21 protein-coding genes are annotated in these 25,090 nt (G+C 55.1%); 10 read left to right on the forward strand and 11 right to left on the reverse strand.

The window, feature by feature from the left end; all coding sequences use genetic code 11:
• Window positions 1-74 precede the first annotated feature (74 nt).
• Window positions 75-2,381 carry an FdhF/YdeP family oxidoreductase gene (locus tag D9980_RS07960; protein WP_121606968.1) on the forward strand — a complete coding sequence of 769 codons (2,307 nt, stop codon included), beginning with the start codon at window positions 75-77 and terminating at the stop codon, window positions 2,379-2,381.
• 90 nt (window positions 2,382-2,471) lie between these two features.
• Here D9980_RS07960 and D9980_RS07965 read toward each other — a convergent pair whose 3' ends face one another.
• Window positions 2,472-3,431 (reverse strand): oxidoreductase, encoded by a 960-nt coding sequence (locus D9980_RS07965; RefSeq protein WP_121606969.1) that lies wholly within the window; start codon window positions 3,429-3,431, stop codon window positions 2,472-2,474.
• A gap of 193 nt (window positions 3,432-3,624) precedes the next feature.
• On the opposite strand from D9980_RS07965, the gene D9980_RS07970 reads away from it, so the two are divergent.
• Window positions 3,625-5,559: an exoribonuclease II gene (locus D9980_RS07970; RefSeq protein WP_121608979.1), complete on the forward strand. Its 1,935-nt coding sequence runs from the start codon at window positions 3,625-3,627 to the stop codon at window positions 5,557-5,559.
• A gap of 241 nt (window positions 5,560-5,800) precedes the next feature.
• Window positions 5,801-7,867, forward strand: a complete 2,067-nt coding sequence (locus D9980_RS07975; protein ID WP_024486517.1) for a carbon starvation CstA family protein — start codon at window positions 5,801-5,803, stop codon at window positions 7,865-7,867.
• An 88-nt stretch (window positions 7,868-7,955) separates the two neighbouring features.
• On the opposite strand, the gene fsa is transcribed toward D9980_RS07975, so the two are convergent.
• Window positions 7,956-8,621 (reverse strand): fructose-6-phosphate aldolase, encoded by a 666-nt coding sequence (fsa, locus tag D9980_RS07980; protein ID WP_021806558.1) that lies wholly within the window; start codon window positions 8,619-8,621, stop codon window positions 7,956-7,958.
• A 147-nt stretch (window positions 8,622-8,768) separates the two neighbouring features.
• Here fsa and D9980_RS07985 point away from each other — a divergent pair, with 147 nt between their 5' ends.
• The 3 genes from D9980_RS07985 to D9980_RS07995 are packed head-to-tail and all read left to right on the forward strand — an operon-like array spanning window position 8,769 to window position 12,903.
• Window positions 8,769-9,671: a glycyl-radical enzyme activating protein gene (locus D9980_RS07985; protein WP_121606970.1), complete on the forward strand. Its 903-nt coding sequence runs from the start codon at window positions 8,769-8,771 to the stop codon at window positions 9,669-9,671.
• Between the two features lie 4 nt (window positions 9,672-9,675).
• Window positions 9,676-12,108, forward strand: coding sequence for a formate C-acetyltransferase/glycerol dehydratase family glycyl radical enzyme (locus D9980_RS07990; RefSeq protein WP_121606971.1), 2,433 nt, complete (start codon window positions 9,676-9,678; stop codon window positions 12,106-12,108).
• Window positions 12,109-12,156: 48 nt separating this feature from the next.
• On the forward strand, window positions 12,157-12,903 hold the full coding sequence (locus D9980_RS07995; RefSeq protein WP_024486514.1) for a DNA-binding transcriptional regulator YciT: 747 nt from the start codon (window positions 12,157-12,159) through the stop codon (window positions 12,901-12,903).
• Between the two features lie 32 nt (window positions 12,904-12,935).
• Here the strand turns inward: D9980_RS07995 and araD are convergent, their stop codons facing one another.
• Window positions 12,936-13,631, reverse strand: a complete 696-nt coding sequence (gene araD / locus D9980_RS08000) for an L-ribulose-5-phosphate 4-epimerase (RefSeq protein WP_121606972.1) — start codon at window positions 13,629-13,631, stop codon at window positions 12,936-12,938.
• 376 nt (window positions 13,632-14,007) lie between these two features.
• Between araD and osmB the strand changes: the two genes are divergently transcribed.
• Window positions 14,008-14,226: an osmotically-inducible lipoprotein OsmB gene (gene osmB, locus D9980_RS08005; protein WP_037375983.1), complete on the forward strand. Its 219-nt coding sequence runs from the start codon at window positions 14,008-14,010 to the stop codon at window positions 14,224-14,226.
• Window positions 14,227-14,378: 152 nt separating this feature from the next.
• On the opposite strand, the gene yciH is transcribed toward osmB, so the two are convergent.
• Together yciH and pyrF are read right to left on the reverse strand one after the other, a co-directional pair.
• A complete protein-coding gene (gene yciH / locus D9980_RS08010) occupies window positions 14,379-14,705 on the reverse strand; it encodes a stress response translation initiation inhibitor YciH (protein ID WP_024529279.1) in 327 nt (108 codons plus the stop codon).
• Window positions 14,706-14,715: 10 nt separating this feature from the next.
• A complete protein-coding gene (gene pyrF, locus D9980_RS08015; protein WP_202727405.1) occupies window positions 14,716-15,444 on the reverse strand; it encodes an orotidine-5'-phosphate decarboxylase in 729 nt (242 codons plus the stop codon).
• Window positions 15,445-15,771: 327 nt separating this feature from the next.
• On the opposite strand from pyrF, the gene D9980_RS08020 reads away from it, so the two are divergent.
• The gene (locus tag D9980_RS08020; RefSeq protein ID WP_024487004.1) at window positions 15,772-16,032 is read left to right on the forward strand and encodes a YdgH/BhsA/McbA-like domain containing protein; all 261 of its coding nucleotides are present in this window, start codon (window positions 15,772-15,774) and stop codon (window positions 16,030-16,032) included.
• Between the two features lie 79 nt (window positions 16,033-16,111).
• Here D9980_RS08020 and D9980_RS08025 read toward each other — a convergent pair whose 3' ends face one another.
• Entirely contained in the window at window positions 16,112-17,041 is a 930-nt protein-coding gene (locus D9980_RS08025) for a LysR family transcriptional regulator (RefSeq protein WP_121606974.1), read from the reverse strand.
• 153 nt (window positions 17,042-17,194) lie between these two features.
• Between D9980_RS08025 and D9980_RS08030 the strand changes: the two genes are divergently transcribed.
• Complete coding sequence (locus D9980_RS08030; RefSeq protein WP_024487006.1) at window positions 17,195-17,482, forward strand: Arc family DNA-binding protein; 288 nt, start codon at window positions 17,195-17,197, stop codon at window positions 17,480-17,482.
• A 56-nt stretch (window positions 17,483-17,538) separates the two neighbouring features.
• Here the strand turns inward: D9980_RS08030 and lapB are convergent, their stop codons facing one another.
• The 3 genes from lapB to pgpB form a co-directional block, all read right to left on the reverse strand.
• Window positions 17,539-18,711 (reverse strand): lipopolysaccharide assembly protein LapB, encoded by a 1,173-nt coding sequence (lapB, locus tag D9980_RS08035; RefSeq protein ID WP_121606975.1) that lies wholly within the window; start codon window positions 18,709-18,711, stop codon window positions 17,539-17,541.
• Window positions 18,712-18,717: 6 nt separating this feature from the next.
• Window positions 18,718-19,020: a LapA family protein gene (locus D9980_RS08040; RefSeq protein WP_024486501.1), complete on the reverse strand. Its 303-nt coding sequence runs from the start codon at window positions 19,018-19,020 to the stop codon at window positions 18,718-18,720.
• A gap of 373 nt (window positions 19,021-19,393) precedes the next feature.
• Window positions 19,394-20,158, reverse strand: coding sequence for a phosphatidylglycerophosphatase B (gene pgpB / locus D9980_RS08045; RefSeq protein ID WP_121606976.1), 765 nt, complete (start codon window positions 20,156-20,158; stop codon window positions 19,394-19,396).
• 277 nt (window positions 20,159-20,435) lie between these two features.
• Between pgpB and ribA the strand changes: the two genes are divergently transcribed.
• On the forward strand, window positions 20,436-21,029 hold the full coding sequence (ribA, locus tag D9980_RS08050) for a GTP cyclohydrolase II (RefSeq protein ID WP_024486958.1): 594 nt from the start codon (window positions 20,436-20,438) through the stop codon (window positions 21,027-21,029).
• A 33-nt stretch (window positions 21,030-21,062) separates the two neighbouring features.
• On the opposite strand, the gene acnA is transcribed toward ribA, so the two are convergent.
• Window positions 21,063-23,735, reverse strand: coding sequence for an aconitate hydratase AcnA (acnA, locus tag D9980_RS08055; RefSeq protein WP_121606977.1), 2,673 nt, complete (start codon window positions 23,733-23,735; stop codon window positions 21,063-21,065).
• 228 nt (window positions 23,736-23,963) lie between these two features.
• Entirely contained in the window at window positions 23,964-24,938 is a 975-nt protein-coding gene (gene cysB / locus D9980_RS08060; RefSeq protein ID WP_021181263.1) for an HTH-type transcriptional regulator CysB, read from the reverse strand.
• Window positions 24,939-25,090 lie beyond the last annotated feature (152 nt).

Below are 25,090 nucleotides of genomic sequence, written 5' to 3' on the forward strand. Positions count from 1 at the left end.
TTGCCACATAAATACTCAAAATGCTTAAAAAGGCATTTACCTTTTAGCTACATTGATCACCTGCGAAGAAAATCATGAAATTTAAACCGTCAATCAAGCCTTATCGCGGCGCGGCGGGCGGCTGGGGCTCATTGGAAGCCACCACCCGCTATGTGTTCGACAGCAAACAGGCGCTGAAAAATCTGCGCAACCTGATGCGCGTTAACAAAGCGCGCGGTTTTGACTGCCCCGGCTGTGCCTGGGGCGATGACAACCACAGCACCTTCAGCTTCTGCGAGAATGGGGCCAAAGCGGTCAGTTGGGAGGCGACACGCAATGCGGTTGAACCGGCATTCTTTGCTGCCCACAGCGTCAGCACCCTGCGCGAGCAGAGCGACTACTTTCTGGAGTATCAAGGCCGGTTGACGCACCCGATGCGCTACGACGCCAAGACCGATCGCTATCAGCCCATCACCTGGCCGGATGCCCTAAAACTGATCGCCAGCCATATCCAGGCAATGGATAACCCCAACCAGATTGAGCTGTACACCTCAGGGCGTGCCAGCAATGAAGCCTCCTACCTTTATCAGCTGTTTGGTCGGATGCTGGGCACCAGCAACTTCCCGGATTGTTCCAATATGTGCCACGAAGCCAGTGGCGTTGGCCTCAAGCAGAGCATCGGCGTCGGCAAAGGCACCATCCGTATGGATGACTTCGAGCATGCCGATGCGATTTTTGTGTTTGGCCAGAACCCCGGCACCAACCATCCACGCATGCTGCACAGCCTGAAACACGCGGCCAGCCGCGGCGCGCGCATCGTCAGTTTCAATACCCTACGCGAACGCGGGTTGGAACGGTTTGCCGATCCGCAAAACCCGATCCAGATGCTGACACCCAAGTCCTCCCCCATCAGCTCGGCCTACTTCCAGCCCAACCTGGGTGGCGATATGGCGGCGGTGCGCGGCATGGTGAAGGCGCTACTGGAAACCCACCGCCAGCGGTTAGCCGCCAACGAGCCTGGGTTGTTCGACCAGCCGTTTATCGATCGGCATTGTGTTGGCATCGAAGATTATCTGGCTCAGGTGGATGCCACCTCATGGCAACAGATCACCACGCGATCCGGGTTGAGTGAAACCCAACTGCGCCTTGCGGCTACGATTTACCAAGGCGCAGAGCGTGTTATCTGCACCTGGGCGATGGGCGTCACGCAGCATAAGCATTCCGTACCGACGGTGCGCGAGATCACCAACCTGCAGCTGTTGTTCGGCCAGTTAGGCAAGCCAGGCGCGGGCCTGTGCCCGGTACGCGGCCACAGCAACGTGCAAGGCAACCGCACCATGGGCATTGATGAGAAAGCGCCCAAGGCGCTGCTGGATAGCCTGGAGCAACACTTTGGCTTTAGCCCCCGTCGCGAGATGGGCCACAATACGGTCGAAGCCATTGAAGCGATGCTGCGCGGTGAGGTCAAGGTGCTGATTGCGCTGGGAGGTAATCTGGCAGCAGCAGCTCCGGATACCGAGCGTACCGCTCAAGCCCTGCGCCGCTGTGACTTGACGGTGCATATCAGCACCAAGCTGAACCGCAGCCATCTGATCACCGGCAAAGACGCACTGATCCTGCCGACGCTGGGGCGTACCGAACTGGATATGCAGGCCAGCGGCCCGCAATACATCACGGTGGAAGATTCCTTCAGCATGGTGCACGCCTCCGAAGGCATCGGCAAACCGCTGGCAGATACCCAGCGTTCTGAAACCGCGATTGTCTGCGACATTGCCGACGCGGTACTGGGCAACCAACAGTTGGACTGGTTGGAGCTGGCCGACGATTATTCACTGATCCGCCAGCATATTCAGGCCACCATTCCCGGCTTTGATGATTTTAACCAGCGCTGTGAGCAACCTGGAGGATTCTATCTAGGCAACGCCGCTGCCGAATTGCGCTTTGCCACTCAGAGCGGCAAAGCCGAGTTCAGTGCCGCTCCGCTACCCGATACGTTGTTCCCGCAAATCGGGGCACAAAAAGCGCCGTTCGTGCTGCAAACCCTGCGTTCACACGATCAGTACAACACCACCATCTATGGACTGGACGATCGCTATCGTGGCGTTTACGGCCAGCGAGAGGTGCTGTTTATTCATCCGGAAGATTTGGCCGATCTTGGCCTGCAGGATGGGGAGTTGGTGGAAATCGAAACCTTATGGAACGATGGCATAACCAGAAAGGTCAACGGCTTCAAGCTGGTTAGCTACGATATCCCACGCGGTAATCTGGCGGCCTACTATCCAGAAACCAACCCGCTGGTGCCGCTGGCCAGTTTTGGTGATGGCACTGGCACGCCGACTTCCAAATCGGTTCCCGTCGCCATCCGCCGCTGCGCTCAGACACCTACATTGCGTATTGTTTAGTCTACTAAGAAAAGCTCTAGATACTCAGTCTCAACCCTACTTCATCAGATGGTTGAGACTGAAAATGTTCACTTTTAAATGAAACAATAGCTAACGCTCAGGGAATGCATTCACGCCGGTAAGCTTGGCCGTGAAGGACCATAATTTTAATGCCTCTGCAGGATCAATCGCATATTCGCAAACGCCCACAAATGGCTCATCATAATCAGATGCCATACCGGCTACATCACAATCCTCACAGTAAAGTCCTCCGAGACCGTCCAGCAAAGGACTTGTGGCAGCCCATACCTCAGTGGCAGCCCCTTGGGCTGGGGACTTAAAACTGGGATCGATGGGGTTACCCTCCAAATCTAGCCAACCTTCCCCGATCATTTCCTCATTTGTCAGGTGACGCTGCAGTGGAGTGAATATTTTACCTGGGTGCAGTGAGAAAGCGTGAATATCCCTACTTTTACCATAATTATTCAGTTGAAGCGCAAATAGAATATTGGCCGTTTTTGACTGACCATATGCGAGCCATTTGTCGTAACCTTTAGTAAACTGAATATCGTCCCATCGGATGGGTGAATTATGATGGCCAGCGGATGAAACGCAAACCACCCTGCCGCCGGGACGTATGTTATTCCAAATGAGATTTACCAGAACATAGTGTCCAACGTGGTTGGTTGCAAACTGGCATTCCCACCCCGGGCCGACTCGACGTTCTGGACAGGCCATAATACCTGCATTGCAAATGACATAGTCAAAGGCATAGCCGTTAGCAGCAATGATAGAGGCCAGATTTCTAACCGATAGAAGGTCTGAAAGCTCGAGTGGCAATAGTGTAATATTGGCAAGCTCATTTAGCGCTTTTGCTGCGTTCTCGATGTTGCGAGCAGCTACAAAAACGTGCACACCTGCGGAAGAAAGTGCTTTTGTCGCTTCCAAACCCAAGCCTGAGTGCCCGCCTGTAATTAGCGCCGTCTTACCCTTGAGATTAAGACCGGAAAGAACATCAACAGCGGTGGTTAACTTACCGAGCCCTGATTGGATTGATTCTTGTACTCTCATGCTCCCCCCTTACCCTTAGTAGTCTGATGAAGGTAACACCCAGGGCCTTTGCACTACGGCTTTTTCTTGCGGACTGCATAATTATCGCGAGCCATCGTCGGAAAAGCGTGACGTTTGGCTTGCCCGCAAGGAGTGATTCGCGTAAAACTGTCAGCCGCAAATCTTGCCACTCACAACCCATTCACTGGACGATATGTTTCAAGATAACCCGCTGCTGGCGCAGCTTAAACAGCAACTTCACTCTCAAACCCCGCGTGTTGAAGGCGTAGTAAAAGGGACTGAGAAAGGTTTTGGCTTTTTAGAAGTCGACGGGCAGAAAAGTTACTTCATTCCGCCGCCGTACATGAAAAAAGTCATGCATGGGGATCGTATCGTCGCCACCCTGCATACCGAAAAAGAGCGCGAAATCGCTGAACCGGAAACCCTGGTTGAGCCTTTCCTGTCGCGCTTTGTTGGCCGGGTGCAGAAAAAAGACGATCGCCTGTCGATTATCCCCGATCATCCGTTGCTGAAAGACGCGATCCCATGCCGTCCGGCGCGTGAAGTCACCCATAACTTCCAGACCGGTGACTGGGCCGTCGCAGAAATGCGCCGTCATCCGCTGAAAGGCGATCGCACTTTCAATGCCGATCTGACTCAGTTCATCACCGACGGTGAAGATCACTTCGCGCCGTGGTGGGTCACGCTGGCTCGTCATAATCTTGAAAAAGAAGCGCCAGACATGGTCGCGATCTCCGAACAAGAGACCGCTCTGATCCGTGAGGACCTGACCGCGCTGGACTTCGTCACCATCGATAGCGCCAGCACCGAAGATATGGACGATGCGCTGCACGTGCAAGACAACGGTGACGGCTCGCTGTTGTTGACCATCGCCATTGCCGATCCTACCGCCTACGTCGAGCAAGGCAGCAATCTGGATGAAATCGCCCGCAAGCGCGCGTTCACCAACTACCTGCCGGGCTTCAATATTCCGATGTTGCCGCGCGATCTGTCCGACAACCTGTGCTCGCTGCGCCCGAATGAACGCCGCTCGGTACTGGCTTGCCGCGTGACTATCGCCGCAGACGGTGCGCTGGGCAACGATATCCATTTCTTCGCCGCCGAAATCGAGTCCAAAGCCAAACTGGTTTATGACGAGGTATCTGACTGGCTGGACGGCGTCGCTGGCTGGCAGCCACCGAGCGAGAGCATCGCACAGCAGATCACATTGCTTAAACAGGTTTGCGATGCACGCAGCGCCTGGCGCCATCAGCATGCGCTGGTATTCAAGGATCGCCCGGACTACCGCTTTGTCCTCGGCGAAAAAGGCGAAGTGCTGGACATCGTTACCGAACAGCGTCGCACCGCCAACCGTATTGTTGAAGAATGCATGATCGCCGCCAACGTCTGCGCCGCCCTGGTGCTGCGCGATCGTCTGGGCTTTGGCATCTATAACGTACATAACGGCTTTGATCCGGCCCTGGTTGAGCAAGCGGTCACCGTATTGCAGGCCAACGGCGTTGAAGCCGATGCCGAAAAGCTGCTGACCCTGGAAGGATTCTGCGAACTGCGCCGTCACCTCGACTCGCAGCCAACCCAGTTCCTGGACAGCCGTATCCGCCGCTTCCAGACCTTTGCCGAGATCAGCACCACGCCTGGCCCGCACTTCGGTCTGGGGCTGGAGGCGTACGCCACCTGGACCTCTCCGATCCGTAAGTATGGCGATATGGTCAACCATCGTCTGCTGAAAGCCATTATTAGCGAGCAGTCGGCGGAAAAACCGCAGGACGACGTCACCGTACAGTTGGCCGAACGTCGCCGTTTGAACCGCATGGCTGAGCGCGACGTTGGTGACTGGTTGTATGCCCGTTTCCTCAAGGATAAGGCCGGAACCGATGAGCGCTTCAACGCCGAGATCATCGACGTAACCCGTGGTGGCCTGCGCGTACGCCTGCTGAACAACGGCGCGATGGCCTTTATCCCTGCCCCGTTCATCCACGCGGTTCGCGACGAGATGGTGTGTAGCCAAGAGACCGGCACCGTACAGGTGAAAGGCGAGGTCATTTATCGCCAGAGCGATAGTTTGCAGGTGAACATTGCCGAAGTGCGTATGGAAACCCGCAGCGTAATCGCCAGACCGGTGGCCTAACGTTATCCGTGTTCGATCAAGGCGATACTTCGGTATCGCCTTTTTTTATGCCCGCACCAACCTATTCTGCGCCCGCATGGCACGCTTCTCTCAGCAAACTCCAACTGAGCTCACATTTCTGATCCGACCAGCCACCGTCCGCGTTTAAACCTCCTACGTTTAATGAGTCGTTAACTTTTTGAAGTACTCACAAACTAAAAAAATCACCTTTCTACCTCTGCACAACAAGGAGTTGCGGAACATGAAAAACGTCAAGTCAGCCATAATCTGGCTCGCGGTGGCGCTGGTCGGTGCCTTCGCTTTCGGCATGCTGGCTTTGAGCCGTGGGGAGCACGTCAACGCTGTCTGGCTGGTGGTGGCTTCCGTCGCCTGCTACAGCATTGCTTACCGCTTCTATAGCCGGTTTATTGCCAAGAACGTCTTTGAACTCGATGACCGTCGGTTAACGCCAGCGGAGCGCCATAACGATGGCCTGGACTATGTTCCCACCAACAAATGGGTGCTGTTTGGTCACCACTTTGCCGCCATTGCCGGTGCTGGCCCGCTGGTAGGGCCGATCCTGGCGGCGCAGATGGGCTTCCTGCCTGGCACCATCTGGATATTGGTTGGGGTGATGCTGGCCGGTGCGGTGCAAGATTTCCTGATCCTGTTTATCTCCACCCGCCGCGACGGGCGTTCGCTGGGGGAAATGGCCAAGCAGGAGTTGGGCGCCTTTGCCGGTGTGGTAACCATGCTGGGTGCACTTGGGGTGATGATCATCATCCTCTCGGCGCTGGCGTTGGTAGTCGTTAAAGCACTGGCAGACAGCCCTTGGGGTCTGTTCACCATTGCTGCCACCATCCCGATTGCGCTGTTTATGGGCGTTTACATGCGTTTTATCCGCCCGGGCAAGATTGCCGAGGTTTCGCTGATCGGCTTTGTGCTGATGATGATGGCGATCATCTACGGTGGCAACATCGCCATGCACCCATACTGGGGGCCGTTCTTTACCCTGCACGGCACCACCCTGACCTGGGTGCTGGTGATTTATGGTTTTGTCGCCTCGGTGTTGCCGGTGTGGTTGCTGCTGGCTCCGCGTGACTATCTTTCTACCTTCCTGAAAATCGGTGTGATCGTGGGGCTGGCGGTGGGCATTGTGTTCGCGATGCCGGAAATGAGAATGCCGGCGGTGTCACGCTTTATCGATGGCAGCGGCCCAGTATTTGCCGGTTCACTGTTCCCGTTCCTGTTTATTACCATTGCCTGTGGCGCAATCTCCGGGTTCCACGCCCTGGTCTCCAGTGGCACCACGCCGAAACTGGTTGAGCGTGAGAGCCATATCCGCTTTATCGGCTACGGCGGCATGCTGATGGAATCCTTCGTGGCCATCATGGCGCTGATTTGCGCTTCGGTGATCGACCCAGGCGTCTACTTTGCCATGAACTCACCGGCGGCGCTGATCGGCACCACGGTGGAAAGTGCTTCACAGGCAATTAACAGCTGGGGCTTTATGGTCACCCCGGAAACGCTGACGCAGATTGCCCATGATGTAGGCGAGAAGTCGGTGCTGTCCAGAGCCGGTGGCGCGCCAACCTTTGCCGTTGGCATGGCTCATATCATCAGCGAGGTGTTTAACAGCCGGGCGATGATGGCCTTCTGGTATCACTTTGCCATCCTGTTTGAAGCCCTGTTTATCCTCACTGCGGTGGATGCGGGCACCCGCGCCTGTCGCTTTATGGTGCAGGATCTGGTTGGCGTAGCCATTCCACGGCTGGCGAACAACCGCTCCTGGTTCGGCAACCTGGCTGGCACCACCGTGGCCGTGGCCGGTTGGGGCTTCTTCGTTTATCAAGGCGTAGTGGATCCGTTAGGTGGGATCAATACGCTGTGGCCGCTGTTCGGTATTGGTAACCAAATGCTGGCCTCAATGGCGCTGATCCTGGGCACCGTGGTGCTGTTCAAAATGAAGAAACAGCGTTACGCATGGGTGACCATTCTGCCGACCATCTGGCTGTTTATCACCTCAATGACGGCGGGCTGGCAGAAGATTTTCCATGAGAAACCGAGCATCGGCTTCCTGGCTCAGGCGAAGAAATTCTCTGCCGGGATTGAATCGAACACGGTTATCGCCCCGGCCAAATCCATTGCGGATATGCAGACCATCGTGTTTGCCAATCAGATTAACGCCGCCTTGTGCGCCTTCTTTATGCTGGTTGCGGTGACGATGCTGGTTTCGGCCTTCTTCGTGGTGCGCCGCGCGTTGAGTTCCAAAACGCCTACGGTACGTGAAAGCACGATTGTACTGCGTGAGGAAACCGGGCGTATCTAACTGAACGGGCACTCTACAGGATTAGCCGGTGAAACTGGCTCATCGAATACCTACAAGGGCGGACAGGTGCCGCCCTTTTCAATGCATTTTAGCTTATCAGCGTCGTGCCGAAAGCTCCCTGCCAATCCTGTTCAAACTTCTCTACCGCCGCCTGAACCGCCGGGGTAGAAATAAACTGCTCTGCCACATCCACCGGTAAAGTAATCGACTGACAGCCTGCCAACAGACACTCCAACGCCTGACGTGGCGTTTTGAAGCTGGCCGCCAGCACCTTGGCGTGAGGAGCATGCAGCGATAACAGCTGTTGTAACTCGTGCACCATTTCAACGCCGTCGCCGCCCTGCGCGTCCAGACGGTTAACGTAAGGTGCCACATACTCTGCCCCGGCCAACGCCGCCAGCAGCCCCTGACCAGCGCCGTAAACGGCAGTACCCAAGGTAGGGATCGACATGGATTTCAGCTTCTTGATTGCCGCCAGCCCTTCTGCAGTGGTGGGGATCTTCACTACCAGGCCCGGCACCCGTTGACTCAGCAGGACGGCTTCGGCAACCATACGTTCCGCGTCGTTGGCCATCACCTGAGCAAACAGCTTGCCGGTACCGCCTAACGCATCACGCAAGGCCGGCAGAACCTCCCAGATCGGCTTGCCTTCTTTGGCAACAATGCTTGGGTTGGTGGTCACGCCGTGCAGCGGCAAGACGCGCGCCAAACGTTTCACTGCGCTGACGTCGGCAGTATCGAGATACAGTTCCATAACCTTCTCCTGATTCTTTTGTGGGCAGATTCAAACTCTAAACATAATAAGCGAAAAAAGCCGCCATCATTTGATTAAAATCAAATCAACTTTCATTCGAAACCTATTTAATTTACGTAAGAAGATTTTAGACTTCACAGGTGACGAATGCTTTTCAATCTACAGCGCTACTCAACACATGACGGCCCAGGCATCCGCAGCGTGGTGTTCCTTAAGGGCTGCTCACTTGGCTGCCGCTGGTGTCAGAACCCGGAAAGCCGTTCGCGTCAGCAGGAGCTGCTATTTGATGAGCGCCTGTGTCTGGCGGCCTGTACCCTGTGCAGTGAGAGTTGCCCGCACGCTATAACCCGCGTTGACGACAACACCCTAACCCTGCAACGTTCGTTACTGACTGCCGCCGATTATGACGCATTAAACGGCTGTTGCCCAACCGGCGCGCTGAGCGTCTGCGGCACGGCGCTCGACCTTGATGCGGTAATGGCCGAAGTGATGCGCGATAAGCCTTACTATCTGCGTACCGGCGGAGGCCTGACGCTGTCCGGCGGTGAACCGTTCATGCAGCCAGAGGTTGCGGCTGAACTGCTCAAACGCGGGCGCGAGGCCGGTATCCATACCGCCGTAGAATCTTGCCTGCATACGCCTTGGTCCCATATCGAGCCATCTCTGCCCTGGCTAGACCTGATGCTGGCGGATCTGAAACACGTCGACCCAGTTCGCTTCAAGGAATGGACCGAAGGCTCCGCCAAACGGGTGATGGATAACTTCCGCCGCTTGGCCGCCGCTGGCACTCAGATCACCGTGCGGGTGCCGTTAATCCCCGAATTTAACGCCGATCGTGACTCGATCCGCGCCATTACCGACTTTGCCGCCGATGAGATCGGCGTCAAAGAGATCCATTTTTTACCGTACCACACGCTGGGGATGAATAAATACCATCTGCTCGGCGCACCTTATTACGCTTCCCGTACCCCACTAGACGACCCCGAACTGCTGGCCTATGCCGAAGATTACGCCAGCGTCAAAGGTCTGACCGCCATTTTGCGAGGATAACACCATGACAACGCTGGATCTGACTACCCTGACCGAACGCACGCTAGCGCACAAGAACGCGCTGATCCATATCGTCAAGCCACCGGTCTGTACCGAACGCGCCCAGCACTACACCGAAACTTACCAGCAGCATCAGGATAAACCGCTGCCGGTAAGGCGTGCCATGGCGTTGGCCAACCATCTGGCCAAACGGAGCATCTGGATCAAGAATGATGAGCTGATTATCGGTAACCAGGCTAGCCAGCTACGTGCCGCGCCAATCTTCCCGGAATACACCGTCAGTTGGATCGAAAGCGAAATTGACGAGTTGGCCGATCGCCCCGGCGCTGGCTTCTCCGTCAGCGAACAGGATAAAAAGGTATTGCATACCCTGTGCCCATGGTGGCGTGGTCAGACCGTGCAGGATCGCTGCTACGGCATGTTCACCGATGAGCAAAAAGCCCTGCTGGCTACCGGTATCATCAAGGCGGAAGGCAACATGACGTCTGGCGATGCGCACCTGGCGGTCAACTTCCCGCTGTTGCTGGAAAAAGGTCTGGATGGCCTGCGTGAGAAAGTGTCTGAGCGCCGTGAACGCTTGCACCTGACGGACTGGGACGACCTGCATAAGGAACAGTTCCTCAAGGCTATCGACATCTCGCTAGACGCTCTCAGCGAGCATATCCTGCGCTTTGCCCAGTTGGCCCGTGAAATGGCCCAGGAAGAGCAACGCATCTGGCGGCGTGAAGAGCTGTTAACCATGGCAGCCAACTGCGAACTGATCGCTCATCAACCACCACAGACCTTCTGGCAGGCGCTGCAACTGTGTTACTTCATTCAGCTGTTCCTGCAGATCGAGTCCAACGGCCACTCCGTATCCTTTGGCCGCCTCGACCAATATCTGTATCCTTGGTATCGCCGTGATGTGGAGTTGGAGCAAAGCCTGCCACGCGAAAAAGCCATCGAAATGCTGCACAGCTGCTGGTTGAAACTGCTGGAAGTGAACAAGATCCGTTCCGGCTCGCACTCCAAAGCTTCCGCCGGTAGCCCGCTGTATCAGAACGTTACCATCGGCGGCCAGAAGCTGGTCAATGGCCAACCTTGTGACGCCGTCAACCCACTCTCTTACACCATTCTGGAATCCTGTGGCCGTCTGCGTTCTACGCAGCCCAACCTCAGCGTGCGCTATCACGCCGGGATCAGTAATGATTTCCTTGACGCCTGCGTGCAGGTGATCCGCTGCGGTTTTGGCATGCCGGCGTTTAACAACGATGAGATCGTGATCCCCGAGTTTATCAAGCTGGGTGTCGAACCGCAGGATGCCTACGATTATGCCGCTATCGGCTGTATCGAAACCGCCGTTGGTGGCAAATGGGGCTATCGCTGTACCGGGATGAGCTTTATCAACTTTGCCCGCGTGATGTTGGCAGCACTGGAGCAAGGGCGCGACGCCACCTCCGGCAAGATTTTCCTACCGCAGGAGCTGGGGCTGTCTCAGGGCAACTTTAGTCAGTTTGACCAGGTGCTGGAGGCCTGGGATACGCAGATCCGCTATTACACCCGCAAATCGATTGAGATTGAGTGCGTAGTCGATACCGTACTGGAAGAAAATGCCCACGACATTGTTTGCTCGGCCTTGGTAGATGATTGCATCGAGCACGGAAAGAGCGTCAAACAAGGCGGTGCGAAATATGACTGGGTGTCCGGCCTGCAGGTTGGGATCGCCAACCTGGGTAACAGCCTGGAAGCGGTACGCAAGCTGGTGTTCGATCAGGGGATTATTGGTCAGCAACAGCTGGCTCAGGCTCTTGCTAACGACTTTGCTGGGCTGGACGGCGAGCAGCTGCGCCAACGCTTGATCAACGCGGCGCCAAAATACGGCAACGATGTGGATGATGTCGATCAACTGCTGGTACGTGCCTACCAGACCTATATCGACGAACTGAAGCAGTATCACAACACCCGCTTTGGCCGTGGCCCGATCGGTGGTACCTACTATGCGGGCACTTCCTCCATTTCGGCCAACGTCCCGTTTGGTGCTGCCACCATGGCTACTCCAGACGGCCGTAAAGCACATACGCCATTGGCGGAAGGGGCTAGCCCGGCCTCCGGCACCGACCATCTTGGCCCAACGGCGGTGTTCAACTCGCTGAGCAAACTGCCCACCGAATCGATTCTGGGTGGCGTGTTGCTGAACCAGAAGCTGAACCCGTCAACGCTGGAGAACCCGCGTGATCGCGAAAAACTGATGCTGATGCTGCGCACTTTCTTCGAGGCTTACCATGGCTGGCACGTGCAGTATAATATTGTGTCACGGGAAACGCTGCTGGCCGCGAAGCAACATCCTGACCAATATCGCGATTTAGTGGTACGCGTAGCTGGATATTCTGCCTTCTTTACCGCATTATCCCCAGATGCGCAGGATGACATTATCGCGCGTACCGAACATACTCTTTAATCAGTGAATCGTTGCGGTCACCCTTTGGTGGCCGCCTATCAGGCCGCTATGAATTCAAGACAACAAACCATTTTGCAGTTGGTGAATGACCGCAGGCGCATCAGCGTTGGCGAGTTGGCGCGCGCCTCTGGTGTTTCTGAGGTGACGATCCGCCAGGATCTCAATCTGTTGGAAAAGCGCAGCTATCTGAAACGCGTTCACGGTTCTGCCGTTGCGCTGGAAAGCGACGACGTTGATGCCCGCATGATGTCCAACTTCACGCTTAAGCAGAAGCTGGCACAATATGCTGCATCGTTGGTCAACGATGGCGAAACCATCTTTATCGAGAGCGGTAGTGCCAACGCCTTACTGGCCCGCTATCTGGCCGAGCGCAAGCGCGTCACGCTGATCACCGTCAGCCATTACATCGCCCATCTGCTTAAAGAGACCGACTGCGATGTGATCGTACTCGGCGGCATGTATCAGAAGAAGAGTGAAACCGTGGTTGGCCCGTTAACCCGCATGTGTATCCAGCAGGTGCACTTCAGCAAGGCGTTTATCGGGGTGGATGGCTATCACGCGGAAACTGGCTTCACCGGCCGCGATATGATGCGTGCCGACGTGGTCAATGCGGTGTTAGCTAAAGGCGTAGAGAACATTGTGCTGACCGACTCGTCAAAATTTGGCCAGATCCAACCTAATCCATTGGAGCCAATGAGCCAGATTGGGCGGGTGATCACCGATTCACGCATCGCCAACGACTACCAGCAATTGCTCAAACGCCAAGGTATCAAGTTGGATCTGGTTAACGAATAACGGCTGCGGGGCCGTTCGGCCCCGTGGTGAGGTTACTGCCCGTAATAGGCATGCGCACCGTGCTTGCGTAGATAGTGCTTGTCCAGCAGGGTCTGCTGCATATTGCCCAACCCAGGCGCTAACTGGCGCGAGAAGATCCCCATATAAGCCAACTCTTCCAACACGACGGCATTATGCACCGCGCTGTCAGCATCTTTGCCCCAGGCAAATGGACCGTGGGAATGCACCAGCACCGCAGGTATCTGGGCAGCATCCAACCCGCGCTCTCTGAAGGTTTCGACGATCACCTGCCCGGTTTCCCATTCATAACGGCCGTTGATCTCTTCGTCCCGCATTAGCCTAGTACAGGGAATATCGCCATAGAAGTAGTCTGCATGTGTCGTTCCCCAGGCGGGGATGGCTAATCCGGCCTGTGCCCAAATGGTGGCATGGCGCGAGTGGGTGTGAACGATCCCACCCGCGGCAGCAAAGTTCAGGTACAGCACCCGGTGGGTATCCGTATCGGAAGAAGGCTTTTTACTCCCCTCCACCACCTTGCCGCTCTCCAGTTCCACCACCACCATATCCTCACAGGTCATGGCATCATACTCAACGCCGGAAGGTTTGATCACCATCAGCCCCTGCTGGCGGTCTACGGCGCTGACATTGCCCCAGGTAAAGGTCACCAGATGATGGCGCGGAAGTTGAAGGTTGGCTTCCAGCACCTGTTGTTTTAGTTCGTTGAGCATGATCTTGTCCTTGTGGCTTGGTCTGCGACTATTGTCAGCAGGTGAGCTACAAGCCGGTATGGGATAGATCGCTAAAGACCACGTAGAGTTCTGCTGGATATACCAAGATGTGTGGCGGCTGATTCGGAATAATCGCCTGCCGACCCGGGCTAAATTAAGACTATTTCCCTATTTATCCCTCGTCAGAGATTTATACTGAAACAAGGCGAAAAAACCGCCCTGATTTTTTAATTGCCCTGTTTTGTGCAATAAATGCCATTTTTTATTTCAAGGTTGTCTGGAAGACAGTCTCAGGCCAGTTTGCTGATTACTGCCTATACTTAAGCTGTACTATGCCAGCAAAGTAGTTCCATATAGCCGATGCTAAGGAGAACTCATTATGATCATTAATCAACGTTTGGCCACTGCCGCAGTGGTGATTACCCTGGCTCTGTCGCTGAGTGCCTGTTCGAATATGTCTAAACGTGACCGCAACACGGCGATTGGTGCTGGTGCAGGTGCGGTAGGCGGTGCGGTGCTGACTAACGGCAGCGCGTTGGGGACCGTCGGCGGTGCCGCCGTTGGTGGCATCATCGGTCACCAGGTGAGTAAATAAGCCACGGCTTGCTGATACCTCTGCCGATAGGCTGACAAAAGCGTTCACGCTTTGACGTCTAATTGAAAAAAATCTTTCAGGTCTATTTTTACGATTATCATTTCGATGAATGCAGCCGCAGTGACACACTGCGGCATATTTCATTCAGCTGCTCAACCGCCTGCCAGCTTAACCTTCATGCCCTTGGCTTCCAGCAATTGCTTTAGCAGGTCGCGTTTGTCGCCCTGGATCTCGATCACACCATCCTTCACCGAACCACCACAGCCGCATTTCTTTTTCAGTTCGGCAGCCAGTTTATCCAGTGCCGCATCATCCAGATCGACACCGGTGATCAGGCAAACCCCCTTGCCTTTTCTGCCGCTGGTCTGGCGTTGAATACGCACGATGCCATCGCCTTTGGCGCGCTCTGGCTTGGCTTCTTCCTGCTTGATACGCCCGCTGTCGGTGGAGTACACCAGGCGGCTATTATCATCATTCATGTTGGGCTCCTTAAACCAGTGAGGCTCGAATAGCGCTGAGCGCTGCCGCTGGATCGGCGGATTGCGTAATTGGGCGGCCGATCACCATATAATCAACTCCGGCGGCCAAAGCCTGCACCGGCGTCATCACGCGGCGCTGATCGCCTGCAGCACTGCCTTCCGGGCGAATACCTGGGGTAACCAGTTGGAATTGGTTGCCACAGGCAGCTTTCAGGCGTGAAGCTTCCTGTGCAGAACAGACCACGCCGTCCAGGCCACAGTCGCGCGTCAGGCGAGCCAATCTTTCCGCCTGTTCTGCCGGGCTGAGTTCGATACCAATGGCGCGCAGATCTTCCGCCTCCATGCTGGTGAGAACGGTGACGGCAATCAATAGCGGTGCATCCGCGCCATAAGGTAGCAGCGCCTCTTTGGCAGCGTTCATCATGCGAGCACCACCGCTGGCATGTACGTTCACCATCCATACGCCCAACTCCGCCGCAGCGGCTACGGCATGCGCCGTGGTGTTAGGAATATCGTGGAATTTCAAATCGAGAAACACCTCAAATCCACGCTGATGCAGATCGCGCACAATCTCAGGCCCGAACAGGGTGAACATCTCTTTACCCACTTTTAGCCGGCAATCTTGCGGATCGATGCGGTCAGCAAAGGCCAATGCGGCGGAACGGTCGGCGTAATCCAATGCCACGATGATGGGCGATGATTTTAAGTCATTGTTATTTGAGTTATTTTCAGACTTCATAGCTTCTACCTTGTGTGAAATGGACATGATGAGTGAGCCGCCAGCAAAACTGACCGCCGCATTCTACATGCCAGACAGAGGAAATCCCAGTCACGCAACCCGTTGCCGTTACGTAATGTTAACGCAGCGTTGGTCATCGACTGTCAATAACACCCTGCGCCCTTAACCCAGGGTGAGTAAAACGCGGTAAAGAAGCGTAAATTCTTAATCAAATAATTTGATTAACATGCTCAAGCCTATCCGATTTCATCGGTTTATAAATGCTTTATCATTCAACACATCGAAAGCGGAAACACTTTCACCCTGAAAACCAAATTGGAGATACTCATGAAAGGCATCAAATATTTTGCAGCAGCTACCGTTCTGGCCCTAACCTCATTTGCCAGCGTTGCCGCTGAGCCGGTCAGCCAGCAACAGGCACAGAGCCTGACCGAAGTTGGCGTAGTTTCTGCCGGTGGCGTTACCACCCTGAGCAGCCTGGAAGCCAAGCTGGCGGCCAAAGCCGAAGCCCAAGGCGCTAGCAGCTACCGCATTGTCGCCGCCGGTGGCAACAACATGCTGCACGGCAACGCGGTCATCTATAAATAAGTTCGAACCCCCCTCTAGATTATCTGAACGGGCGCTGCATTCGGCGCCCATCCCCTACTGCACCACAGCCCACATGTTTTTATTCTGGTACCAACTTGCGGCAGACATTCAGTACCAATTGCCGCAACCAGCGATGAGCCGGATCCGCCTCTGAGCGGGGATGCCACAGCTGCGATATCGTAATCGCCCTGGTGGTTACCGGCAGTTCAAAAGCCCAGAGTGTCCCTACGCCCCCATCAATATTGGCCACCGGTTGATTGATCAAGAATGAGGCAGGCACCAACGCCACCAGATCGGACTCCTGAGCTACGGCCAAGGCTGCCGGGAAACTCGGCACCACGGCGGCAATGTTGCGCCGCAAACCTAGTTCAGCCAATGCTTCGTCTACCGGCCCGTCGGTGCGCTCCCGCCGGGAAGCGACAACATGGCCCAACGCGGCATACTGGCTGGCAGTCACCTCTGGTTCCCGCGTCAGCAGATGCCCCGCTCTTACCACCCCAACGAAGCGATCCCTGAACAGCGCCTGCAAGCGTATTTCCGGCCCCATGGTCCCCAAGACGCCAATCTCAAGATCGACCAGACCTTCACGCAGATGCTTTGAGGTTTTCTCTGGTTTGGGTGAAAAGCGCAGGCGCACCAAAGGCGCTGCCTTCGCCGCTGCCGCAATCAGTGAAGCTCCAAATGCCTCCACAAACCCCTCATTGGCACGAATGATAAAGGTTCGTTCCAGCGTGGCGAGGTTCAATTCTGTGGCCGAAGGGCGCAGCACCGAACGCGCCGCAAATACGGCATTTTGCGTACGTTCCCGGAGCTCTTCGGCATAAGGCGTCAGCACCATGTGGCGGCCGGCGCGCACCAACAAGGGATCTTCGGTAACGGTGCGTAACCGGGTGAGCGTGCGGCTCATGGCCGAAGCGCTGAGGCCAAGACGACGCGCAGCACCAGCCACGCTAACTTCAGCAAGCAGCGCATCAAGGGCGATAAGTAAATTGAGATCGGGTTCAGTCATGGCTCATAGTAGCTCGACCAGAAAAATGAGGAAAGCGTGGCGCGTTTATGTAGCCTACTTATGTTACAAAATTATTAAATTTTTATTACACACTAGACAGATCTGCATGGCTGACTTAGCTTGATGGTAACCTCCCGCGTAAAAGGCAGCAAAATGAGCGAGATATCGACACTTACCATCAAGATCCCTCTGGCACTGAAAGAGCAAATCAAGGCAATGGCCTTGGAGAACCAGCTTTCATTGAGTGCAGAGGTGTGCCAACGGCTGGAGCATAGCTTCGAAGTCCCGGCCAAAGCCAGCAAGAAAGCGGCTCCGCTGCATCATGACGATATCGATAATCAGGGTACCGAAGAGGAGGTTGAACAACCTCTTAGCCAGAAAGAGCTGAAGAAGCTGCGCCAACTGCTGAAAGGCGGCGCGAAAAGCGGCAAGAAAAAGTAACCCCGGACAATCTAAGCGGGCGCCGCATTTGCAGCGCCCCTAGTTAACAAGCTCTTTTATTGCCCGTCCAGCCCGCGTATCGGTTTAACCGAAGACCAGGCCCGGCACGAAGGACAATGCCAGTAAAGTGAATGGGCGGTAAAACCGCATTTGTGGCAGCGGTAGCGCGGTTTGGTACGGATCTGCTCGCCCACCATATCCCGTAGCAACAGCAGGCTTTCTTTGGCGCGCCCGTCTTCTGCATCTGCCAGATGATAATCCATCAGGCGATAAAACACGCGCATGGTCGGATGGCGCTGCAACTGGCGATTGATGTACACCTGCACCACATCGCTCCCTTCCCGCTGCTCGATCACTTCCGCCAGCATCAATTCCGCCGTGGCACCGGTATTCTCCGCCACACAACGTTTGAGGAAGTCTGCCCAGTCTTGCTGTTGTTGAGGCAAATGCTGGTAGCATTCCTGCAGCATCGGTAACGCTTCGCTGACCAGCTCTTTATCTTGATCCAATACCCGCGTCAGGGTTTCTACCGCCTTGGCATACTCCTCTTGCGCCATGAAGATACGCCCAACCATGATCGACACGCGAGCGCACTGTTTATCCGCCGAGGCCGCGCGCTTGAGCAGACCCATCGCCTTGTCCAGATCGTCGCTGCCCATCGCCTGCAGGGCCAGCTCACAGTAAAAATGCGCGATCTCGACGCGCTGCTTTTCCTTACCCAGTTTGACCAGCTTTTCTGCCACTTCGATGGCTTTCTGCCAGTCGCTGGTGGCCTGGTGGATCACCAGTAATTGCTGCAGCGCGGAAACACGGAAGTCTTCTTCATTGATTAACTGGCTGAACATGTCCTCGGCGCGGTCATACAACCCGGCGGCCATATAGTCACGCCCCAGTTGCTGTATCGCCAGCAGACGCTGTTCGAAGGTTAGAGAAGCGCTTTCCATCAAGGCCTGATGGATGCGGATGGCGCGATCGACCTCACCACGAGAACGGAACAGATTGCCCAACGTCAGATGGGCTTCAACGGTATTGCTGTCCTCTTTCAACATGTCGAGAAACAGATCGACCGCTTTATCCTGTTGGTTGGAAAGCAGGAAGTTAACCCCAGCCACGTATTCACGCGACAGGCGGTTGGCTTCCTGTTGTTTATCCTGCTGAGCACTTCTGCGCCCCATGTACCAACCGTACGCGGCAGCTACAGGCAGCAACAGAAACAGCAGCTCTAACATAACAGATTATTCCTTGCTGACTGCGGGCAACGGTGCCGGCTCGACAGGTGCTTCGAGCTGCAGTTCCAGCCTTTTGATTTTCCGCTCTGCACGCCCAAGAGCGATACGTGTGCGCAGATAAAATAACCCACAAATAATCCACCCCAACACAAAGCCAGCACCAAACAGGGTGGCCAACAGGGTAGATACAGGATATTCGCCCTGAGCAACCAAATAGTTAAACGTCACCACCTGGTCGTTATGCGCGCCCAGCGTGACTGAAGCCACGAAAATCACCAGAACCAGTAAAAAAATCAGTAAATATTTCACATTCTTTCCCGCAATGCCGAGTGAATCGGATGAACTCTACCCCCAAGGCCACAAACCGGAACCCAATACAGGGTTTGCCGCCCACGGGTAATTGCCGCTAAGTGGCGTCCCTATGACTTAAGTTAGCATTTCCCATCGTAGCAGGGAAACCCTGGCAGACGATAAAACCGTAGATCTGCTGGGATATTCAGCAAGAAATGCAGCGCCCGAGCAAATTAATGAGAAAGCTTCTCAAAATCACGGGTTTGATAAGATATGGGGGCGAAAGAACAGATTGCAATGCAGGGTAAAAACCAGCGTTGATGCGGCCCCGGGTTGGAGCCGCTAAAATGTGACAACGTCACGAAAAATTTTCATCACCTTCCGTGCGAAATCACTTATCGCGTTCCCGCTCGCCGATTTCCTGCTGCTCCTGCGGCGGAATGGTGAGTGGCCCAAACCAACGCTGAGTCAGCCAACTGGCCAGGGTAACCAGCAGCCAGCTTATGACAATCGCCATCGCCAGATCCCGCGGCCAATGCATGCCGAGCATCAGGCGGCTCGCCATCACGCCAAATGCCCAAACCATCAGTACCGCTACGGTTTTAAAGTGCCTCCGTGGCCACAGTAACCCGACCCCCAGCAATGCCCACGTAGCGGCAAACATCGTGTGGCCTGAAGGGAACGAAAAGCCGGTCTCAAACTGCCAGTGTTTGCTCAACCATTCAGGCACCAGCGCCTGGCCCTGCAACTGCTCTTTGACCAAGGCGCTACGCTGCTTTCTGTCCAACGAGTAGAAGTATTTTTCATCAATCTGATGGGTCGACTCCAGCCATATGACAAACGGTCGAGGTGCCTGCACCTGCTCTTTGATGGCGGATTTGACCGCCTGACCAATTCCGACTGCCGCAGACAACAGGATGAACAGCCCCACCGCCGGTTTCAGCCGAAAACGCAGACACCACAGAAACCAGGCCGACAGGATCAGGCTGGTGAAAATACCCCAGGGCGCAGTGACAGTTTCCGTCACCCAGAACAGCGCTTTTAACAGGCCGTCATTACCGCCGGGTTGCCAGTGCCAGCCAAAAAGCCAGACCGCCAGCGGCAACAACATCAGCACTATCGCTCCGCCCACCGTGCGTTTTGCTATCTTTAACATCCCATTATCCTTCCGCTGTGGTTAACCCGCAGTGTAACAATCTTGCGAACTCAGCAAAACAAGAGAAATTAGATAGATAAATGACCTATTGCAACAATAGGAGCGGTAAAACGCCGTATGCTGCTTTGCTGAGCACCGCTCGGCCACAAGTTATGGCAAAATAGCCGGTAAAGAATGAAATAGCGATCGTCGCCGTCTGTTTTAATGCTGGTCAGTCCCCTGTTCCAGTCGTAGGATGCACGCAGCGATTTGACAGGTAGTGTTTTTGGAGAGTGACATGCAGCTTAAACGTGTGGCGGAAGCCAAACTGCCAACACCATGGGGTGATTTTCTGATGGTGGGGTTCGAAGAACTGGCCACCGGGCAGGATCATCTGGCACTGGTTTTCGGCGATATTACCGGTGAAACACCGGTCCTCTCACGGGTTCATTCCGAATGTCTGACCGGTGATGCGCTGTTCAGCCTGCGCTGTGACTGCGGTTTTCAACTGGAAGCCGCGTTGGAACAGATCGCCGAGGAAGGCCGTGGCATTCTGCTGTATCACCGCCAGGAAGGCCGTAATATCGGTCTGTTGAACAAGATACGCGCCTATGCCTTGCAGGATAAAGGGGCGGATACGGTGGAAGCCAACCATCAGCTAGGCTTTGCCGCCGATGAGCGAGACTTCACCCTGTGCGCCGATATGTTCAAACTGCTGGGGGTAGATGCGGTGCGCCTGCTGACCAATAACCCGAAGAAGGTCGAGATCCTGAGCGAAGCGGGCATTAATATCTCCGAGCGCGTACCGTTGATCGTTGGCCGTAACCCGAAGAACGAGCGTTATCTGGCCACCAAGGCCGCTAAAATGGGCCACTTGCTGGACAAAAAATAACAACAAGGGCGCCTTTTGGCGCCCTTGTTCTCTCTACAGCATTTTACGGATAACGTAGTGCAGGATGCCGTCGTTCTGGTAATAAGTCAGCTCATTGCCGGTATCAATGCGGCAACGGGTGTTCACCACCACCTGCCGGCCATCGGCATAGGTGATATTGACCGGCACCGTCTGGCCGGGTTGCAACGCCTGCAAACCACTCACGTCGATCAGTTCCTCCCCCGTCAAACCCAGCGTTTTGCGCGTTATACCCTGCGGGAATTCCAGCGGCAAGATACCCATACCAATCAGGTTGGAACGGTGAATGCGCTCAAAGGATTCGGCGATCACCACTCGCACCCCCAATAAACGCGGGCCTTTGGCTGCCCAGTCGCGGCTGGAGCCGGAGCCATACTCTTTACCAGCGATTACCGCCAGTGGCACCTGCTCCTGCTGATACTGCATGGCAGCATCATAGATCGCCATCTGATTCTGCGAAGGCAGATGGCGGGTATAGCCCCCCTCCACACCCGGAACCATTTCGTTACGGATACGGATGTTGGCGAAGGTGCCCCGCATCATCACTTCGTGGTTACCGCGGCGCGAACCGTAAGAGTTGAACTCTTTCACCTCGACACCACGTTCACTCAGGTAGCGCCCCGCTGGGCTGTCACGCTTGATGTTGCCCGCAGGCGAGATATGGTCAGTGGTCACCGAGTCTGCCAGGATTGCCAGAATACGTGCGCCGTGAATGTCCTGCACCGGATCCGGTTGCGCTTTCATGGTACTGAAGAATGGCGGATGGCGAATGTAGGTAGAGTCAGCTTGCCATTCGTAGGTCGCGGAACCGGTCACCTGGATCGCTTGCCAACTGGCGTCGCCATCAAACACGGCACCATATTCCTTATGGAACATTTCGGTGCTGACCTCGGCCACGGCTTGGGCAATCTCCTGGCTGGTAGGCCAGATATCCTTCAGATAAACCGGTTTCCCGTCGCGACCTACGCCCAACGCATCTTTGGTCAGATCAACCTTCATGTTACCTGCCAGCGCATAGGCAACCACCAGTGGCGGCGAAGCCAGCCAGTTGGTTTTTACCAGCGGGTGGATACGCCCTTCAAAGTTACGGTTACCGGACAGCACAGCGCCTACGGTAAGATCCCCTTCCTTGATCGCCTGCTCAATCGGCTCGGGCAACGGGCCAGAGTTACCAATACAGGTCGTACAGCCGTAGCCAACCAGGTTAAAGCCCAATTGCTCCAGGTACGGCGTCAGTTTGGCGCGGTCGAAGTATTCGGTCACCACTTTGGAACCCGGTGCCAGTGAAGTTTTCACCCACGGCTTGGTTTTCAAGCCCTTTTCAACGGCTTTTTTGGCCAACAGGCCAGCGGCCATCATCACGCTCGGGTTGGAGGTGTTGGTACAGGAGGTAATGGCTGCGATCACCACCGCGCCGGTATTTAGCTCCAAGCTTTTGCCTCCCAGCGTGAAGCTTTTCACTTCCTGCTTATCTTTCTGACCGCCAATTTCCAGCTCGGTCGCGGCGGTGAATGCGGTTGGCACCTGCGGAAGCGCGACGCGATCCTGCGGGCGTTTCGGCCCTGCCAGGCTAGCCTCAACCGTTGACATATCCAGCGACAGCGTGCTGGTAAACACCGGTTCATCGCCTGGATTACGCCACATCCCCTGAACCTTGGCATAGGCTTCCACCAATGCGATCTGCTCAGCGCTACGGCCACTTAACTGCAGGTAGCCCAATGTCACGTCATCCACCGGGAAGAAACCACAGGTTGCCCCGAACTCTGGCGACATGTTGGCAATGGTTGCCCGGTCCGCCAACGGCAAATCGGCCAGCCCATCACCATAAAACTCAACAAACTTGCCGACGACGCCGTGCTTACGCAGCATTTGGGTGACGGTCAGCACCAGGTCGGTGGCCGTAATCCCCTCGGATAACTTACCGCTGAGTTTAAAACCCACCACATCCGGGATCAGCATGGAGACCGGCTGGCCCAGCATGGCAGCTTCGGCCTCAATACCGCCAACGCCCCAACCGAGGATACCAAGGCCGTTAATCATGGTGGTGTGGGAGTCGGTCCCCACCAGGGTATCGGGGTAAGCAATGCGTTGGCCATTCTCTTCGGTATGCCAAACGGTTTGCCCCAGATACTCCAGGTTTACCTGATGGCAGATGCCGGTGCCGGGTGGCACCACGCGGAAGCGGTTGAAGGCCTTTTGCCCCCACCGCAGGAAGGTGTAGCGTTCGTGGTTACGCTCCATTTCGATACGCACGTTTTCGCCAAAGGCGTCATCGTCGCCAAACTCATCGACAGTGACAGAGTGGTCAATGACCAGATCGACCGGTGACAGCGGATTCACCTGATCGACTTTCCCGCCCAGGCGCAGAACGGCCTCACGCATTGCCGCCAAATCCACCACGGCAGGTACGCCGGTGAAGTCCTGCATCAGCACCCGCGCCGGGCGATAAGCAATTTCGCGATCGGCATGGCCGGTTTGCAACCAACCTACGATCGCCTTCAGATCGTCAACCTGTACCGTATCACCATCCACATGGCGCAACAGGTTTTCCAGTAACACTTTCATCGATTTCGGCAGCCGGTCAATATCCCCTAACTGTCTGGCCGCCAGTGGCAAACTGTAATAGTGATACTCACTACCCAGTGCTACCAGCTTATCCATACTCGTTTTACGAAGATCGGACGACATAGCTCCTCCATTTTTTATTATGTCAAACCAGGGTGATTTCTGAGGTGTTATTTAAAGATAACACAAACGCCATGTAACGTTTTGATAACAACACGTATTGATCATAACGATAGGCAAGAGTAATCAAAGGCGGGAAGCTACAGGTAGGTCAATGAGTTAGCAGGTATCAGATAGTGAAAAACCGCCCTTCGGCGGTTTAAATGATTTAATGCGGTTCAAGGTAACGGCCTATTTGGTCGGCAGTTTGATGTCCTTGAACATGGCTTCGATCTCATCATTGGTGCGTAAAGCCACGGCGGTATCGACCACGTCGCGCGTCAGATGCGGTGCGAAACGCTGGATAAAGTCGTACATATAGCTGCGCAGGAAGGTACTGCGGCGGAAACCGATCTTGGTGGTGCTATAGGTGAAGATATCGCGGGCATCCACCATCACCAAATCCGGATCCTGTACCGGATCGACCGCCATGCTGGCGATCACGCCAACACCCAGCCCCAGGCGTACATAAGTCTTGATCACGTCAGCATCGGTGGCGGTAAACACGATACGCGGCGTCAACCCCGCCCGGTTAAACGCCGTATCCAGCTCCGAGCGCCCCGTAAAGCCGAAGGTATAGGTGACGATAGGATACTCTGCCAGTTCTTCAATGGTGATGTGGCTCTTGCCCGCTAAAGGATGATCGGGTTTCACTACTACCGCCCGGTTCCAGTGGTAGCACGGCAGCATGATTAAATCGTCATACAGGTGCAGCGCTTCGGTAGCGATGGCAAAGTCTGCAGAGCCTTTGGAAACCGCTTCGGCAATTTGCGTTGGCGAGCCCTGATGCATATGCAGCGACACGCGCGGATAACGCTCGATAAAGCCTTTAATCACATTGGGCAAGGCATAGCGTGCCTGGGTATGGGTGGTTGCCACATACAGCGAACCTTTGTCCGGGTATGTATGTTCCCCGGCAACGGCCTTGATGGCCTCTACTTTGGACAGTACTTCGCGAGCAATGCGGATAATTTCCTGGCCAGCAGGCGTCACCTGGGTAAGGTGCTTGCCGCTACGGGCGAAAATCTGGATGCCTAGCTCATCCTCCAGCATCCTCACCTGCTTGCTGATACCCGGTTGCGAGGTATAGAGACCTTCAGCCGTGGAAGAGACGTTGAGGTTATGATTCACCACTTCTACGATGTAACGAAGCTGCTGCAATTTCATATTTGAATACCATCCTAGGTTAAAACACTGCGGCCTGCCGCAGCCAGGTATCTCGGTGTTGCCCCGGTATGCTTAATTCTCACAAGCCTTAAACACAGTGATTTCGCCCAGATGCTGATGAAAACGCCGTTGCTAATAAGCTTTAATCATAA

The organism is Serratia sp. 3ACOL1 (genome assembly GCF_003668775.1).
Classification (GTDB): domain Bacteria; phylum Pseudomonadota; class Gammaproteobacteria; order Enterobacterales; family Enterobacteriaceae; genus Chania; species Chania fonticola.

Coding starts and splice junctions, on each gene's coding strand:
- D9980_RS07960 (WP_121606968.1), top strand. CDS start 75: ATGAAATTTAAACCGTCAATCAAGCCTTATCGCGGCGCGGCGGGCGGC.
- D9980_RS07965 (WP_121606969.1), bottom strand. CDS start 3,431: ATGAGAGTACAAGAATCAATCCAATCAGGGCTCGGTAAGTTAACCACC.
- D9980_RS07970 (WP_121608979.1), top strand. CDS start 3,625: ATGTTTCAAGATAACCCGCTGCTGGCGCAGCTTAAACAGCAACTTCAC.
- D9980_RS07975 (WP_024486517.1), top strand. CDS start 5,801: ATGAAAAACGTCAAGTCAGCCATAATCTGGCTCGCGGTGGCGCTGGTC.
- fsa (WP_021806558.1), bottom strand. CDS start 8,621: ATGGAACTGTATCTCGATACTGCCGACGTCAGCGCAGTGAAACGTTTG.
- D9980_RS07985 (WP_121606970.1), top strand. CDS start 8,769: ATGCTTTTCAATCTACAGCGCTACTCAACACATGACGGCCCAGGCATC.
- D9980_RS07990 (WP_121606971.1), top strand. CDS start 9,676: ATGACAACGCTGGATCTGACTACCCTGACCGAACGCACGCTAGCGCAC.
- D9980_RS07995 (WP_024486514.1), top strand. CDS start 12,157: ATGAATTCAAGACAACAAACCATTTTGCAGTTGGTGAATGACCGCAGG.
- araD (WP_121606972.1), bottom strand. CDS start 13,631: ATGCTCAACGAACTAAAACAACAGGTGCTGGAAGCCAACCTTCAACTT.
- yciH (WP_024529279.1), bottom strand. CDS start 14,705: ATGAATGATGATAATAGCCGCCTGGTGTACTCCACCGACAGCGGGCGT.
- pyrF (WP_202727405.1), bottom strand. CDS start 15,444: ATGAAGTCTGAAAATAACTCAAATAACAATGACTTAAAATCATCGCCC.
- D9980_RS08020 (WP_024487004.1), top strand. CDS start 15,772: ATGAAAGGCATCAAATATTTTGCAGCAGCTACCGTTCTGGCCCTAACC.
- D9980_RS08025 (WP_121606974.1), bottom strand. CDS start 17,041: ATGACTGAACCCGATCTCAATTTACTTATCGCCCTTGATGCGCTGCTT.
- D9980_RS08030 (WP_024487006.1), top strand. CDS start 17,195: ATGAGCGAGATATCGACACTTACCATCAAGATCCCTCTGGCACTGAAA.
- lapB (WP_121606975.1), bottom strand. CDS start 18,711: ATGTTAGAGCTGCTGTTTCTGTTGCTGCCTGTAGCTGCCGCGTACGGT.
- pgpB (WP_121606976.1), bottom strand. CDS start 20,158: ATGTTAAAGATAGCAAAACGCACGGTGGGCGGAGCGATAGTGCTGATG.
- ribA (WP_024486958.1), top strand. CDS start 20,436: ATGCAGCTTAAACGTGTGGCGGAAGCCAAACTGCCAACACCATGGGGT.
- acnA (WP_121606977.1), bottom strand. CDS start 23,735: ATGTCGTCCGATCTTCGTAAAACGAGTATGGATAAGCTGGTAGCACTG.
- cysB (WP_021181263.1), bottom strand. CDS start 24,938: ATGAAATTGCAGCAGCTTCGTTACATCGTAGAAGTGGTGAATCATAAC.